At 41.5% G+C, this 15,501-nt stretch carries 14 protein-coding genes; all 14 read left to right on the forward strand.

Features of this window, described 5'->3' with window-relative positions:
* Nucleotides 1–2: 2 nt before the first annotated feature.
* The 14 genes from BLV50_RS12820 to BLV50_RS12885 all read left to right on the forward strand — a co-directional run bounded on the left by BLV50_RS12820 (nt 3) and on the right by BLV50_RS12885 (nt 15,351).
* Entirely contained in the window at nt 3–1,196 is a 1,194-nt protein-coding gene (locus tag BLV50_RS12820) for a glycosyltransferase family 4 protein (protein ID WP_090808060.1), read from the forward strand.
* Between the two features lies 1 nt (nt 1,197).
* Complete coding sequence (locus tag BLV50_RS12825; RefSeq protein ID WP_090808062.1) at nt 1,198–2,502, forward strand: hypothetical protein; 1,305 nt, start codon at nt 1,198–1,200, stop codon at nt 2,500–2,502.
* A gap of 7 nt (nt 2,503–2,509) precedes the next feature.
* Complete coding sequence (locus tag BLV50_RS12830; RefSeq protein ID WP_090808064.1) at nt 2,510–3,664, forward strand: glycosyltransferase; 1,155 nt, start codon at nt 2,510–2,512, stop codon at nt 3,662–3,664.
* Nucleotides 3,657–4,739 carry a glycosyltransferase family 4 protein gene (locus BLV50_RS12835; protein ID WP_090808066.1) on the forward strand — a complete coding sequence of 361 codons (1,083 nt, stop codon included), beginning with the start codon at nt 3,657–3,659 and terminating at the stop codon, nt 4,737–4,739. The genes BLV50_RS12830 and BLV50_RS12835 overlap by 8 nt, the downstream gene beginning before the upstream one ends.
* Nucleotides 4,740–4,778: 39 nt before the next feature.
* Nucleotides 4,779–5,924 (forward strand): glycosyltransferase family 4 protein, encoded by a 1,146-nt coding sequence (locus BLV50_RS12840; protein WP_090808068.1) that lies wholly within the window; start codon nt 4,779–4,781, stop codon nt 5,922–5,924.
* A gap of 42 nt (nt 5,925–5,966) precedes the next feature.
* Complete coding sequence (locus BLV50_RS12845; protein WP_090808070.1) at nt 5,967–7,169, forward strand: glycosyltransferase family 4 protein; 1,203 nt, start codon at nt 5,967–5,969, stop codon at nt 7,167–7,169.
* Entirely contained in the window at nt 7,166–8,062 is an 897-nt protein-coding gene (locus BLV50_RS12850) for a glycosyltransferase (protein ID WP_090808072.1), read from the forward strand. The genes BLV50_RS12845 and BLV50_RS12850 overlap by 4 nt, the downstream gene beginning before the upstream one ends.
* The gene (locus BLV50_RS12855) at nt 8,062–9,447 is read left to right on the forward strand and encodes a lipopolysaccharide biosynthesis protein (protein ID WP_090808075.1); all 1,386 of its coding nucleotides are present in this window, start codon (nt 8,062–8,064) and stop codon (nt 9,445–9,447) included. The genes BLV50_RS12850 and BLV50_RS12855 overlap by 1 nt, the downstream gene beginning before the upstream one ends.
* The gene (locus BLV50_RS12860) at nt 9,440–10,411 is read left to right on the forward strand and encodes a polysaccharide pyruvyl transferase family protein (protein WP_256337947.1); all 972 of its coding nucleotides are present in this window, start codon (nt 9,440–9,442) and stop codon (nt 10,409–10,411) included. The genes BLV50_RS12855 and BLV50_RS12860 overlap by 8 nt, the downstream gene beginning before the upstream one ends.
* 48 nt (nt 10,412–10,459) lie before the next feature.
* Nucleotides 10,460–11,848, forward strand: coding sequence for a sugar phosphate nucleotidyltransferase (locus tag BLV50_RS12865; protein ID WP_090808079.1), 1,389 nt, complete (start codon nt 10,460–10,462; stop codon nt 11,846–11,848).
* Nucleotides 11,845–13,176 carry a UDP-glucose dehydrogenase family protein gene (locus tag BLV50_RS12870; RefSeq protein ID WP_072734350.1) on the forward strand — a complete coding sequence of 444 codons (1,332 nt, stop codon included), beginning with the start codon at nt 11,845–11,847 and terminating at the stop codon, nt 13,174–13,176. The genes BLV50_RS12865 and BLV50_RS12870 overlap by 4 nt, the downstream gene beginning before the upstream one ends.
* 39 nt (nt 13,177–13,215) lie before the next feature.
* Entirely contained in the window at nt 13,216–14,133 is a 918-nt protein-coding gene (locus BLV50_RS12875) for an LCP family glycopolymer transferase (RefSeq protein ID WP_063564500.1), read from the forward strand.
* A 38-nt stretch (nt 14,134–14,171) separates the two neighbouring features.
* Nucleotides 14,172–14,744: a VanZ family protein gene (locus tag BLV50_RS12880; protein WP_177031177.1), complete on the forward strand. Its 573-nt coding sequence runs from the start codon at nt 14,172–14,174 to the stop codon at nt 14,742–14,744.
* Between the two features lie 88 nt (nt 14,745–14,832).
* Entirely contained in the window at nt 14,833–15,351 is a 519-nt protein-coding gene (locus tag BLV50_RS12885; RefSeq protein ID WP_090808083.1) for a hypothetical protein, read from the forward strand.
* Nucleotides 15,352–15,501 lie beyond the last annotated feature (150 nt).

Raw genomic sequence — 15,501 nt, forward strand, 5'->3', positions numbered from 1 at the left:
GAATGGAAAAAGTATTAATTGCTCACAGTTTGTATCCACCCCATATCATTGGGGGCGCAGAGATATCAACACAAATTCTGGCGCAGACGATGAATCGTCATTATGATGTCAAAGTCATTACTGTAGGTGGACACGAAAAAGGGGAAGTACGTACAGAGATGATTAACGGGATTGAAATCTCACGGCTGCCCTACAACAATCGGTATTGGATCGGGGACTCCGTACAAGAAACGTCAGTTGCCAATAAGATGATGTGGAGAGTCCAGGATATCTTTAATGTTAAGCAATATCGATACATCAAAGCGTATTTAGCCAGAGTACAACCTGCTATTATTCATACACAAAATATCCCTGGTCTGAGTCTGGCAATCTGGAAGGCTGCACATGAATTGAATATTCCAGTCGTGCATACGCTACGTGACTTTTCATTAATTGACCCGATCAAAATATCTGCCTATTCCAGGTTATATAGACGAATATCAAGAAGATACAGCCGAATGATATCTTCGGTAATTGGTATATCCAATCATATACTTGGGAGTCATACAACGCTTGGATTCTTCGAACGATCCTCCAAACATGTCGTTCATAACATTGTAGAGGAAAATAACAATGTCCAGGAGTTGTATGCACAGAAGGAGATACACCATCATCAGCCATTGAATATCGGTTACTTTGGGCAATTAACGGAAGTAAAGGGCGTTCAATATCTAATTGATGCGGTAAAAAGTCTTGGACAGGACATTGTGGGCAACCTGCATATTTTTGGGGATGGTCCACTGCTACAGCATTTGAAACAGTTAGCAGGGTCAGAATCACGTATTATTTTCAGAGGGAAACTGGATAAATCTCAGATTACCCCACAGATGAAAGAGATGGATCTTACCGTTGTTCCCTCTACGTGGGCTGAACCTTTTGGAAGAGTTGTGATCGAATCTTATCAGGTTGGCACGCCTGTATATGCTTCTCGTGTAGGAGGAATGCCAGAGATTCTGGTTCAACCGGATAAATTTTCGTTTCCTGCATTCAGTTCAGAGGCTATTGCTCAAGGGATAATTCAATATTATTATCTGCCCGAACAGGATAAGGTTCAATTGAAGCAGCATTGCTATGCACATAGCCAAACATTTAATGAAGCCTATCTTCTTAAAGAACATATGGACATATACGAAAAGTTAATCAGGCGTGGAGGGTAAAATGCAAATCACATCATTAAATGCCAGGCACCATGTGAATGTATATGAAAAGCCGGAGTCACAGTATCCACTGCTCATGACAACTACCCATATGTTACTGATCTATCTGTCGATCTATGGTTTGGTTTCTATTTATGTTGATAATCTCATCATTCGTTCACTTAAGGACTTGGGGATGGTATTGGTGGCGATCTTTGCTCTAAGCAAAGTGTACCGAAATCATACTACGTTTATCAGACCGTTTCTATTCATCTTGGGGTCAGTTGTTGTACTGGGTGCGTTTAATCTGCTGCTGGGTGCAAGCGTAGTAACACTTATTTATGGCATAAAAATAACATTCTTTCCGTTAATTATGATATTCACTGGAATGTTCCTCTCACAAAACCAAGGCATATACCCTTTTGCCAGAACAAACCTAATTGTTTTTTTCTTATTAATTGCGGGTTGGTTGATTCAGTACTCACTTGGAATTGAAAAGTTGATCTCACTTGGTTTTATCTATGGTGTGAATATTAAAAATTATTTTGAAGGTGTGCCTCGTTTATCATCCATCACCTATTCGCCTGACGGCTATGCGTATACTTTGGTGATTACAGGATTGATTGCGGAAAGGACCAAAATGGCTGTGAATCACCGAATATTTCGAGGAATCATTCAGATAGTGACAATCAGTTTTTTACTTTTATCCACGATTCGTTCTGCTTTGGTTCTTTGGATTGTGTACCAAGTGGTTATGTTTTTTCTTCAAATTCGAAAGTATACCAAAAAGAATACATTAATTTTGGCGTTCACCTTCATTTTGCTTCCAGCAGTTGTGTTCTTCGGAAGGCTTTTGCTTGAATCTAATAACCTTCTTTCTAGTTCCTCTTTACTGAATCGATTGCAGTCATGGGGCAACAATCTTACCTCCCCGTTTACGATGAATGGAGCGATTGGAAATGGAATTGGTTCCGTTGGTGCTGCCAGCCGCAGGACACTGATTATCGGTTTGGATTCCAATAACTTTGCTGTCGATAATCAATACTTTTCTTTCTATGAACAGACGGGATGGATCGGGCTGATGTATTTTATTGTTCTATTTATGTGGATTGTTATCTCGCTCGTGAAAAAAATGAATATACTTTCGGATTCAAATCCGTTGCGTCTGCCTCAGATGGCAATCGCACTTGGGGCGGGGGTAGCTGCTGCAAGCCTTACAACGAATGTACTGGAGATGTTCCCAGCCAACATTTTTTTCTGGATGATTATTGGTATGGCTCTTGTTTATTCTCGTGATTCAAGAGATATACCACAGAAAGCGGGTTGAGGGGAAAATGAGGATTTTACACATCGGCGAGTACGTTGTTGGTGGAATGGCGACTTATATAAATGAAGTTGTTGGATATCAACAGCAATATTTTGATGTTTATCTGCTGATGAGTGAGCATAACAGTGCCACCCATTTTGAGCTGGATCCGAGTCATATTCTGTATTATAAATACAAACGACATCCTAAATATTTTCTTTCAGCCATGCGACAGATTCATAAAGTTATCGAGGAAGTGCAACCGGATATTATTCACATTCACAGCTCATTTGCAGGCCTGCTTGCAAGAGGGTTATTTTTTGTGCGACCCAAGAAGGCAATTGTTTTTTATTGTTCCCATGGTTGGGCTTTTCTAATGGATACAAAGCCAATATACAAAAAAGGATATTTTTTAATAGAAAAGCTGATGGAGTTTAAAACGGATGTCATTGTTAATATTTCGAGATATGAACTTGAACAATCTTTACATTTGGGACTATCCGCCTCCAAGTCCAAACTCGTTTATAACGGTGTACGTGAACGCAATGCTAGTAACATGATTCAATTCAGCGAACCTTCGGAAGAAACTAACATCATTAAGTTGCTATTCGTGGGCAGATATGACCGACAAAAAGGGCTTGATATTGTATTAAATCTATTTAAAGAAAATCCCGAAATGAAGCAACATATTCACCTATATATTATCGGAGATAATGTACTTGAAGAGAATGTATGGGAATTCCCCGAAAACGTTATTCGTCTTGGTTGGGTGAATAACGCGGAGATAGATCGATATTATCAGCAATGCGATGCAGTCATTATGCCATCCAGATGGGAAGGATTCGGACTTGTGGCTATTGAAGCGATGAAGAACCACAAACCTGTCATTGGAAGTAACCGCGGAGCTCTACCAGAACTCATTCAACAGGGTGTAAGTGGATATATTTTTGACATTGAACATTCTCATAACCTGTTGAACATCCTTAAGAACCTAAACATGGCTGAGTTGGTGAAAATGGGTGAGGCAGGTTATGCCATCTATAAGGAGAAATTTAGCGCTGCTCGGATGAACGAAGAACTTGTTGGGCTTTATTATGAGGCGTTCACAGGAGCTTCTGCTTCGGAAAACCTCGTGACAGGTCGTTTAGAATATTTGAAGAGAGCTGGAGATACACATGATTAAGATATATATTAATGCTCGTTTTTTAACCCAGACTGTAACAGGCGTTCAGCGATATGCACTGGAACTAGTGAAAGAAATTGATCAATTGATTGATCGGGGTGAAATTGACAGAAATCGTTATGAATTTTGTCTATTGTCTCCTGCCAATATACTTAACGAACCAGCATTCAAGCATATGCGCCACAAAGTGGTTGGTAAGTTGAAAGGACATCTGTGGGAGCAGCTTGAACTTCCCTTTTATGCCAAGGGTGGTTTGTTAATTAATTTGTGCAATACAGGCCCTGCTTTTAACAAAAACCAGATAGTCACGATTCATGATGCTGCTGTCTTCAATTACCCGAAGGCTTTCTCTTTTGCTTTCCGTGTCTGGTACAAATTTCTAATGGTTCGTCTGGGTAAAACCTCTAAGAAAATTATTACCGTATCTCATTTCTCCAAAGCAGAGCTGATGCAGCACTGTAAGATCGCGGAGCATAAGCTGGCGGTCACTCATTTGGGCATTGATCACATCCATCGGAAAAAAGCCGCGGAAGGAACGATTGAAAAATACGGGATTCAATCTCCCTTTATTTTGGCTGTGAGTACGATGAATCCCTACAAGAACTTCAACCTTATTTTTGAAGTGTTGCCTGAAATTGAAGCTCATAATTTGAATGTAGTTATTGTTGGCTCCAAAAACAACAAAGTATTTGGTGAACAAAGATGGGCCGACTCAGATGCAATCAATTGGTTGGGGTATGTTACTGATGAAGAGTTAAAGGCGCTATATGAAAATGCTGCAGGGTTTATTTTTCCTTCCCTATATGAAGGGTTTGGATTGCCACCCTTAGAAGCAATGGCAACGGGTTGCCCGGTGATTGTATCTTCCCGCGCATCCATTCCTGAAGTGTGCGGAGATGCCGGTTTGTATTTTAATCCCGATAGCCCGAAAGATGCAGCATCACGGTTGATTGAGATTACATCCGATCCAGAATTGAGTGAGCAAATGTCATACAAAGGCAAAGGTCACTCAGGTTTGTTTTCCTGGAATAAATGCGCTAAAGACACGGTCAATATCATTATGAACACGGTATAGATGCTGGATCCATGAGGTCTTTCAAGGGAGATAAAACGTATGAATAAAGTATTTGTTGCTATTGATTTCCCGCCGGAAAAAGGAGGGATTCATGATTATGCTTATGGGCTTATCACCCAAATTCCTGCAGCAGAAGCCACTGTTCTAACGAACAAAATCAAAGATGTTACCGAATCCGAACAATTTGACCAGAAGGCCGATTTTGAGATTATTCGAAAACGAATTTATTGGAACTCAAATAAGATCCTGCTGATCCTATCGCAGATTATCTTGGTCATACAGCTTATTGTTTTAAGGTGGCGTAAAAAAACAGAGGAAATACATTTTGTCAATGTTTTCCCGGTTGGTATCGCGGGTCCGATTATGAAGGCTTGTTTTGGAGTGAAATATTTCCCTTATGTTCATGGTCTTGATGTCATGGGGATGGTAAACAGTAGGTTGTTCCCACTCCTGCTGTTCATTTTAAGGCGCTCTGACAAGGTGATTGCGAATAGTCAGTATACCAAGTCAAAATTGGTGGAGCTCGGCATTTCGGAGCTACAAATTGTCATTATTCCACCAGGATTAAATGTAAGTAAATTAAACGGTTATAATGGGCTCCACGAAGATATCCGGGATAAATATAATCTGCACGGTAAAAAAGTAATGATCACCGTATCTCGTCTGGTGGAGCGAAAGGGGCATGATGTCACTCTGAAAGCCATTAGTCACATGATCACACGAATTCCTAATCTGAAATATCTGATTTGCGGGGAAGGGCCTCATAAAGGACAATTGGAACTCTTGGTGAGACAGTACGGGTTGGAATCTGTAGTCGTTTTCACAGGTGGGATCACTGACCTTGAACTGCATCAGTTATATGAATGTTCTGATTTATTTATCATGCCTAGCCGTGATATTAAGGAGAAGGGTGATGTTGAAGGTTTCGGAATTGTATTCCTCGAGGCCAACTACTACAGATTACCTGTGATTGCCGGGAATAGTGGTGGAATTCCCGATGCGGTAAAGGACGAAGTTACCGGTTATCTCGTAAATCCTCTGGATGAGAAGGAAATCGCCAAACGTATTGAAGAACTGATTACCGATGAGAGGCTAGCCAAAACGATGGGAAATAACGGATATGATTGGGTTGTAAATCATTGCCTGTGGTCACATCGAGGTCAGCTCTTGAAGCAATTAGCCTGATTATATCCACAATCTTCATGTCCGAATCTAGGAGGATTAAGGATGAAAATATGTATTGTTACCCATAGGGTGGTTAAAGGAGAGGGACAAGGCAGAGTCAACTATGAGGTTGTAGTTGAGGCTTTGAGACAAGGCCATGAGGTCATTATGGTTGCTAATGAAGTGGACCCTCAATTACTTGAAAAAGAGGGGATAACATGGATAAAGGTGTTTCCTTCTGTCAAGTTGCCGCAGCTAATACGCTATCAAATTTTTGCGTTTGAAAGTGCGATTCATATTCGCAAGCTAAGAAAGACAAAACAGGTTGATCTTGTCATGGTCAATGGTTTTATCACCTGGGCTAAAGGGGACATCAATGCTGTTCACTTTGTACACAGCACATGGATTAAATCCCCCGTACATAGTTTCCGCGTACATCGCTCTTGGAAACGTTGGTATTTTGGTCTTTACACCCTTGTGAATGCTTATCTCGAACGTTACGCTTTTCGCAAAAGTGGTAAGATTATTGCTGTTTCCGAGAAAGTGAAGAATGAACTAATTAAATTGGGCATTGAGCATGATAAGGTGCAAGTCATTCACAATGGAGTGGATGTGCGTGAATTTTATCCCACTGAAGCTGGGAAGAAGAGCAAAATGGATATCGACCCTAGCCGGGTTGTAGGTCTTTTTGCTGGTGATATCAGCAGTCCAAGAAAGAACCTGGACACCGTGCTAAAGTCAATGGTATCCGTGCCTCAGCTATCTCTTGTTGTAGCTGGTTCTACCAACAGAAGCATTTATCCTCAAATGGCTAAGGATCTGAATATTGAAGATCAGGTTCATTTTTTGGGTTATCGCAAGGATATGGGACATATCATGCGCAATGTGGATCTCTTTATCTTCCCGTCACGTTATGAGGCTTGCAGTCTGGTTGTACTCGAAGCTCTTGCCTCAGGAATACCGGTCGTTATAACGGAGGAATCCGGCGTAACTGAAATCATAAAAGGAAGTAATGAAAAGGATCAAGCTGGAATTGTTTTGGAAGATCCTAATGATGTAACACAGTTGACAACTATTCTTAATTACTTGATAGAAGACAAGGCATGTTTGACTGAAATGGGCCAGTCCTCAAGAAAAGTTGCTCTTCTTAACGATTGGAGGAAGATGTCCCTAAAATATTTAGAGTGCTATGAAGATTACCTGAACCAAACCGGGAGTTTCACTGAAAAAATTAAACGAAAACAAAGCATAGAGGTGGAATTATGAGAGCATCGGTAGTCATATGTACGCACAATAGAGCTGTCGACACTGTTGAAGCGGTCCACAGTGTGCTTGCTCAAGAAGACATCAATATTGAATTTGAAGTGCTAGTTATTGATAATAATTCCAAAGATAATACGAAGGAGTTATTTCATGATTCACACTGGCCCGAAAATGTCCGTTATATTTTTGAGAGTCGGCTTGGTCTCTCTTATGCCAGGAATCGTGCGATAAGAGAAGCTAAAGGTGAATTTATTATGTTTTTGGACGATGATGCATTGGCATCCCCATCGTGGATTCAAGAAGTGATAAATGTGTTTGAACTGGATGAGCGAATTGGATGTGTTGGCGGGAAAATAGATCCTATTTGGGAAGGTGGAAAACCGGCTTGGATACCTGACGAGATTATAGGTTTATACACACTGATGGATTTTTCCGATATGGTAATTGAGATGAAGCCTCCATATTTCCCTTTTGGAGCTAATGTTTCCTTCCGTAAAAGTGTATTTGATAATATCGAGCCTTTTCGAGAAGATCTGGGGCGGGTTGGAAACAATTTGCTTTCAAGCGAAGAAAGTGAACTAATCAGTAGAATACGGGAGAAATACAAAATATATTACACTCCATATGGTTCAGTGCAACACAAAATCTCCAAAAGCAGATTAAATAAGCGATGGTTGTTACGAAGGATGTACTGGCAGGGAATTAGTGATGCAACAAGATATAATAAAAGTAGTTGGGGTTTGTTTAAGCACATTATCCGAATTGCACAGGCAGGATTGCTCATTTTGTTATGTATGAATAATGTACAGAAGGTTATGAGCCAGCTTGTAAAAATATCTTATCGTAACGGAACGATCGTAGGGTCTTTCCGGAACAGCAGAGGACTGAACACCTGATGAATATGGCAATTGCCAAAAAGCCAAGGCAGCTTAGCATGGTGCAGACCATTTTTATGACCAGTGTTGCCAATATTCTTATTATGGCTGTGACGACTCTCACTTCTATTATTACAGCTCGAATGTTCGGGGCAACAGGTAAAGGTGAACTTGCTGCTGTACTGTTTTGGCCCGCCTTTATATCTGGTCTAGCTGCATTTGGTCTACCAACCTCGTTAATCTACAATGTGAAAAAGAACATAAATCAATTACCAACATACATCAGCATGAGTTTTGCGGTTCAAATTCCTATCAGCTTGATAGCTGGGATTGTAAGTTGGTTTGGCATCTCTTTCTGGCTCTCCGGATATTCGGAATCGGTCGTTTCCATTGCGCGCTGGTATACTGTATCCATGGTTCCTGTAATGCTGTTTATGGGAGTGCTTGCAGCAGCCGCCCAAGGAACGGATAAATTCCATATTTATAATCTATCAAGGTTGTTTGCTCCCTTATTTAATCTTGTTGGTCTGGTACTGCTGTGGATAACAGGCATATTAACAGTGGAAAGAGCAATCATTGTTAGTTTTGCAGCTAATATACTTGTATTAATCTGTTACATGTATGCCATGAGGCAGCAAATATTCAGTTCAGCAAGCAAGCTGGTGAGTCAATTTAGAACCTGTATTCACCTATTCAGTTATGGTATTCGAGTATACGGTGTGGAGCTGCTTGGTACTTTGTATAACCAGTTTGATAAAATAATTATTTTGGCTTTACTTACACCCAAAGATTTTGGGTTGTATTCGGTTGTTTTTGCCCTCTCCCGAATGTTTAACGTAGTTCAGACTGCGATAACGAATGTGATCTTTCCAAAGGTCGCAGGCATGGAGCAGCAGAAGGTACTGACTCTTGTAGGCAGAGCCTTCCGTATTAGTATGGTTCTTATGACGATCATCATCATACCTAGTATGCTGATTGGTCGTTTTTTTATTGGAATACTGTTCGGACCGGAATTTCTTGAAGCTAGCGGTGTGTTTTATTTGTTATCTCTGGAATGCATTGTTGGCGGAGGATCCTGGATTCTGGCTTCGGCGTTTAATGCGTTGGGAAGACCTGGTGTAATCGTACTCCGGCAGATTGTAGCATTGGCAGTGACGATTACTTTATTTTTTGTGCTCACTCCACTACTGGGCTTATACGGAATAGGGTTAGCATTATTGCTCGGTTCCTTTGTTCGCATAATGATGTCATTAGCATCTGTATCCATTATTTTCAAAATGCCTATGCATAAGATGCTGTACAACAAGGAAGATATTACTTTTCTAAAGGAAAGATTGAGAGAGAAAAATATACTCAAAGGAGCCGGAAAAGATGTCAAACGTGCAAAGGATTCATCCCATGGATGAGTTGAAAAAACGGCTTGAATCCATACTGGAGATCATACCTTCTAATTCCAAAATTTATTATATTGATTACCCTGTCCATAGCAATTGTGGTGATCTTCTTATTATGAAAGGAACAGAGACTTTTTTTAAAGACCACCGTATTCGCGTCACCCATAGATATAGTGTTTATGATTTTGATTATCAGGTTGAAATACCACGAGATCAAATTATTGTACTCCATGGTGGCGGGAATTTTGGCGATTTATACGAAGCACATCAAAAATTGAGAGAAAATATTGTTCAGCATTATCCGAATCATAAGATTGTGATTCTTCCTCAGACGATATTTTATAAGGATCCGTCTGCTCTTCAAAGAACCGCTGCTATTTTTAATCAACATCCAGATCTCCATATATATGTTAGAGATGAAGTATCGTTTCAAATTGCATCCGAGAATTTCCCCAACTGTGAGGTAGCTTTAATTCCTGATATGGCACATCAATTATGGCCAATTGAATTGAAACGATCCCCACGTAAAGAAAAGTTGAATTTCTTTAGAACAGATATTGAACAAATCTCTCAACAATCTTCGATTTCAACAGAGCAGCAAGGTGACTACTTAGATTGGCCAACATTATATAACAGATATGAAAAGAAACTTATTTATTACATCAGTAAAGGACTGAAAAAGCGGGCGTCACGAGCCATTTCACAGTTTCTATGGATGAAATATAGTGATTATCTGGTGAATAAGGCTATTCGTTGTTTCGCGGATTATCGCATGATTCATTCTTCCAGATTACACGGACATATCTTATCCTGCCTTATGTCAAAACCCAATGTACTGATTGATAACTCCTACGGGAAAAACTCGGGATATTATCGAATATGGACTCATGAAGTAAACACGGCAAACATGGATACCTCCTCAAAAACGATCTCTCAACCTACACCTAAGTATAGGGAAAAAACCGCAACAATTTAAAAAAAATGGGCTCAATGTGTGTAAAATATAGAGAGTGGAGTGATAACCATGAGAATCGTACTTCTCTCCGGTGGATCAGGCAAGAGGTTATGGCCCTTATCCAACGATACGAGATCGAAGCAGTTCTTGAAAGTACTGGAGGGCCCTGAAGGGCAGACGGAATCCATGGTTCAACGGGTATGGAGGCAACTGCAGCATACGGGATTAAGCGAACAGGCCACGATTGCAACGAGTAAGCCACAGGTGGAGATTTTGCGGAGTCAACTGGGCGATGAGGTTGATCTTGTCGTAGAGCCGGAACGCAGAGATACCTTTCCCGCAATTGCCTTGGCAGCTGTTTATCTGTACTCGGTACAGGGCGTCAGTCTGAACGAAACGGTTGCTGTACTTCCCGTTGATCCATATGTGGAGGAATCCTTTTTCTATAAAGTTACAGAGCTTGAAGGAGTGTTGGATGAGTCTGGTGCGGAGCTCGCACTAATCGGGGTAAAGCCCACTTATCCTTCAGAGAAATACGGTTATATTATTCCTGATCCACATGAAACCGAAGAACATAACCATTACGCCAAAGTATCACGTTTTCAAGAAAAACCCTGTGAGACTGAAGCGGCAGAGATGATAGAGCAATCTGCCCTTTGGAATTGCGGGGTTTTTGCATTCAAGCTGAACTATCTGATTAATCTGCTGATCTCCCTTGAACTGCCAATTCAGTATGAAGAGATGCTCAAACAATACGGAAGATTACAGAAAATTAGCTTTGATTATCAAGTAGTCGAAAAAGCCAGTCACATTGTGGTTACACCTTATGAGGGATATTGGAAAGATCTCGGCACATGGAATACGCTGACGGACGAAATGAGTACCCATATTGTGGGCAAAGGTGTAATGACGAATAGCTCGGTAAACACACATCTGATCAATGAGTTGAATATTCCGGTGTGTGTGCTGGGAGTATCCAATCTTATTGTTGCGACCAGTCCGGATGGAATTCTGGTTAGTGAGAAAGAGGCAAGTCCACAGATTAAAGAGATTCTTAAGGATGATAATCAACGTCCTATGTATGAGGAACGCCGCTGGGGTTGTTACAAAGTGCTTGATTACACGCGTAATGCCAGAGGAGAAGAGGTATTAACTAAACGCATTATTGTTGAGGCAGATAAGAATTTTTCTTATCAATACCATCTCAAACGAAATGAAGTATGGACAGTTGTTTCGGGACAGGGCGAACTGATTCTGGATGGTGAACTGAGATTGCTTAATCAAGGGGATGTTATCTCCATCCTGGCAGGTAGTAAACACAGTGTGAAAGCCGTAACCGAACTTGAAATCATTGAAGTTCAGATGGGCAGTGAGCTGGTGGAAGAGGATATCGTGCGAATCGAGATGGAATGGACAGATATTATCCAAAATTGCGTGAATTGGGGGAAAACAAGATGAATATTGCGGTGATTGGAACAGGGTATGTAGGTCTTGTATCGGGAGTATGCTTTTCGGAGATCGGCAACCAAGTCATCTGTGTGGACAACAATGAGGCCAAAGTAGAGATGCTCAACGAGGGCAACGTGCCCATCTATGAGCCTGGCCTCAAAGAGTTGATGGCTTCCAACATGCAAGCAGGCAAACTATCATTCACCTCCAATATTGCTGAAGCGATTAGCCAGTCGGATATTATCTTTATCGCTGTAGGCACGCCTTCTCTTCCGAGCGGCGAAGCCAACCTGAGCTATGTGGAGCAAGTAGCTATAGAGATTGGAAGTCACATTGAAAGCTACAAAATTATCGTGACCAAAAGCACCGTTCCTGTAGGCACCAATGATCGTGTCCGTGAGCTGATTAGCAGTATTTCATCTCAGCCTTTCGATGTGGCTTCTGTTCCCGAATTCCTCCGGGAAGGATCTGCGGTCAAGGATACGCTGAATCCTGACCGGATTGTCATTGGAACAGACAGTGATCGGGCAATTAAAACACTGAAGAAACTTCATCGGCCATTGACCGAGAACCTGATCATTACGGATATTCGATCAGCCGAAATGATTAAATATGCTTCCAATGCATTTCTCGCAACCAAAATCTCATTCATTAATGAAATCTCGAATATATGTGAAAAAGTAGGAGCCGACGTTACAAGAGTAGCCGAAGGCATGGGCTATGATAAGCGTATAGGAGCTTCCTTTTTGAAGGCAGGCATTGGTTATGGAGGTTCATGCTTTCCAAAAGATACACAGGCTTTAATTCAGATCGCAGGCATGGTCGATTATGATTTCAGACTGTTAAAATCCGTTGTCCAAGTAAACCAAGATCAGCGTTTACATGTCATTCACAAACTGGAAGAGGCGCTGGGATCTTTAAAAGGAAAAACAATTGCTGTCTGGGGGTTAGCTTTTAAACCGGAGACAGATGACGTGCGGGATGCTCCAGCGATCGATATCATTCAGCATTTAAGTGATGCTGGAGCAGTCATTAAGGCCTACGATCCCATCGCAACTGCGAATTTCCGTAAAGAGGTAGATGTAGCTTCCATCACGTGGGAAGAGAATCCACTTCATGCTGCGGAAGGAGCAGACGCTTTGTGCGTTTTGACTGAATGGAAGGAATTCGCTCATATCGATTTGAATGAACTGGTCAAAATCATGAAGGATCCAATTATGATTGATGGTCGTAATTTGTATAGTGCTGAACAGGTGCAGGCGTCTAATCTTCAATATTATTCGGTAGGTCGTCCGGGTTTGACGAAGCTGGAAGGGAAAGCGGCAGCAATCATTTAACCGCTATTCATCATCTTGAATGTGAGTGAGGAAGAACACATGAAAAAGTGGATGAAAGTTACCATCTGGATTGTTTCCTTGTTTGTAGTTGTTGTATTTGGTTATGCCATATATCTCTATCAATCCGTTAAATCAACCGCTGACCAAATCTATGAGCCCCGGAATCCTGTAAAGCCCGTCTCGGTCACAGATAGCAGAGGTGGGCTACCTGTGGATATCAACAGTAAAGAGCCTTTTAATGCACTTATTCTTGGCGTGGATGAGCGTCCTAATGATCGAGGGCGCTCGGATACGATGATTGTACTGAGTGTGAACCCAGGAAAAAAACAAGTGCTCATGTTTAATATTCCAAGGGATACAAGGACAGACATTGTGGGACACAATACAGTAGATAAGATCAATCATGCTTATGCCTTCGGAGGCGTGGACATGTCGGTAAATACCGTTGAGCAATTTTTGGGAGTCCCCATTCATTATTATATGAAAGTGGATATGGAGGGCTTTGCCAAAATCATTGACCTGGTCGGAGGCGTGGATGTAAATAATCCTTTTGCATTTGATTATGAGGGCCAGAGTTATGATCAAGGGAATATTCATCTGGACGGTGTTGCTGCGCTCGGTTTTTCAAGAATGCGCTATGATGACCCGAAAGGGGATTTGGGTCGTAATGATCGACAGCGTGAGGTTCTGAAGCAGATGCTTAAGAATACGATGCAATTCTCCAGTGTACTTCATATCCAGAATATGCTTGATGAACTAGGTACTCATGTCAGAACGGATGTTACTTTTGATGAGATGAAGGAACTTCTCCTTGATTATCGTAATGATCTGGAGAATGTAGATACGGTGGAGATCAAGGGTAAAGGCGAGAAAATCAATGGGATTTATTATTACATCGTGGATCAGCAGGAAAAAGATCGCATTCACGGAATAATTGAAGAACATTTGGAGAAATAAACAGAAATAATGAAAGGCTTATGAAAGTGGTGAGGACCATGCTTATGGAGGAGGATTACGGGAAACGAAGGCATAAGCATAGACGTAATAAACGACCTTATGTTTATATCTTGTCACTGCTTCTGATTGCGGCGTGGGTTTTGGTGATTTGGCACTTTTCGACCCAATCATATCAGCAGCAGACCATCCAGCCTTGGCTGCATAAATGGTCTGAAAAGGTAAAGATCGGATTTGCGCTACCTGATGTGCAATTCACATACGGTGAGCTTGATTATTCCTTAAGACAACGACCGTATGATTTTGTTGAGTTCATATTTCGGAAAAGTGCACATTTATTTGTATATGCTGTGCTGGCGGTGCTTATCTATGGTGGGCTGAGATACAGGGAAATGCGGATGTTCACTTGTATCGCTGCTGCCCTGGCCGTAGTAGCGGTTATCGCCTCCATTGATGAATATATTCAACAGTTCAGCCCTAACCGGACGAGTTCAATCCGTGATGTCGGCGTAGATCTGCTTGGCGGATGTGGCGGAATTGTCTTATATATAGGGGTTAATGTCGTTTTCAGAAGATTCAGGTCTCCAAGGCGATCATCAGTCAAAAGAAAGTGATTTCCCAGGAAATGCTGCTCGCTAGTTCCCGCTTCTACTTGCTTGCTATCCATCATAAGTATGGAAGTAGGACAAGGGGGGACGGGGCATGCTGCGAAGAAGGAACCGGAATGCGTTACTTAAAAAGATCGGATTCATAGCACTTGTGCTGCTGCTGTTGTGGCTCATAGTCAGAACCATCCCATATCTGTTTCGTGCAGATGCACCGGATGAAGCTGCTTCCATTGCCCAAGAGTTTTACAAATATGAGCAGACGGGTGATTTCGGCAGTTCATGGGAGTTGTTTCATCCATTGATGAAAGAGCGCTTTCCCAAAAGCGCTTATTTACAGTCGAGAGCGCATATCTTCATGCAGCATTTTGGGGTGGAAACCTTTGATCTGGAGATGGAAAAACCAGAGCGAGAGTTTGACGTTACGGTAATTGATGGCGTTAAGCCATTTGCAGAGGCATATCGTATTGGTGTTACCCAGAAGTTTACGGGAACCTTTGGTCAATTTAAAATCGTGCAGAATTGTTATATCGTAAAGGATGGGGACGATTGGACATTGCTTTGGTATTATCCGAAGAATGGAGATACCGAGACTGAGCATGAAAAAACTGAATGATAGTATTAACCCATACTATGTGCCGAATTGTATCATTTGTACTTGAAAAGGCTCTATGAATGCGAGACTTTAGTCGCATTTATAGAGCTTTTTTTGCATTTCATTTCTTTTTAAACCTTTAAGGGGTTGACATTAGTCCCGGTGTCAAGT

It is taken from the genome of Paenibacillus sp. 276b (assembly GCF_900107875.1).
GTDB classification, from domain to species: Bacteria; Bacillota; Bacilli; order Paenibacillales; family Paenibacillaceae; genus Paenibacillus; species Paenibacillus marchantiae.

What these genes read in the sequence shown, in the direction of transcription:
- BLV50_RS12820 (WP_090808060.1), top strand. Translation starts at nt 3, where the DNA reads ATGGAAAAAGTATTAATTGCTCACAGTTTGTATCCACCCCATATCATT.
- BLV50_RS12860 (WP_256337947.1), top strand. Translation starts at nt 9,440, where the DNA reads ATGGATGAGTTGAAAAAACGGCTTGAATCCATACTGGAGATCATACCT.
- BLV50_RS12865 (WP_090808079.1), top strand. Translation starts at nt 10,460, where the DNA reads ATGAGAATCGTACTTCTCTCCGGTGGATCAGGCAAGAGGTTATGGCCC.
- BLV50_RS12885 (WP_090808083.1), top strand. Translation starts at nt 14,833, where the DNA reads ATGCTGCGAAGAAGGAACCGGAATGCGTTACTTAAAAAGATCGGATTC.
- BLV50_RS12870 (WP_072734350.1), top strand. Translation starts at nt 11,845, where the DNA reads ATGAATATTGCGGTGATTGGAACAGGGTATGTAGGTCTTGTATCGGGA.
- BLV50_RS12840 (WP_090808068.1), top strand. Translation starts at nt 4,779, where the DNA reads ATGAATAAAGTATTTGTTGCTATTGATTTCCCGCCGGAAAAAGGAGGG.
- BLV50_RS12830 (WP_090808064.1), top strand. Translation starts at nt 2,510, where the DNA reads ATGAGGATTTTACACATCGGCGAGTACGTTGTTGGTGGAATGGCGACT.
- BLV50_RS12880 (WP_177031177.1), top strand. Translation starts at nt 14,172, where the DNA reads ATGCTTATGGAGGAGGATTACGGGAAACGAAGGCATAAGCATAGACGT.
- BLV50_RS12855 (WP_090808075.1), top strand. Translation starts at nt 8,062, where the DNA reads ATGAATATGGCAATTGCCAAAAAGCCAAGGCAGCTTAGCATGGTGCAG.
- BLV50_RS12835 (WP_090808066.1), top strand. Translation starts at nt 3,657, where the DNA reads ATGATTAAGATATATATTAATGCTCGTTTTTTAACCCAGACTGTAACA.
- BLV50_RS12850 (WP_090808072.1), top strand. Translation starts at nt 7,166, where the DNA reads ATGAGAGCATCGGTAGTCATATGTACGCACAATAGAGCTGTCGACACT.
- BLV50_RS12825 (WP_090808062.1), top strand. Translation starts at nt 1,198, where the DNA reads ATGCAAATCACATCATTAAATGCCAGGCACCATGTGAATGTATATGAA.
- BLV50_RS12875 (WP_063564500.1), top strand. Translation starts at nt 13,216, where the DNA reads ATGAAAAAGTGGATGAAAGTTACCATCTGGATTGTTTCCTTGTTTGTA.
- BLV50_RS12845 (WP_090808070.1), top strand. Translation starts at nt 5,967, where the DNA reads ATGAAAATATGTATTGTTACCCATAGGGTGGTTAAAGGAGAGGGACAA.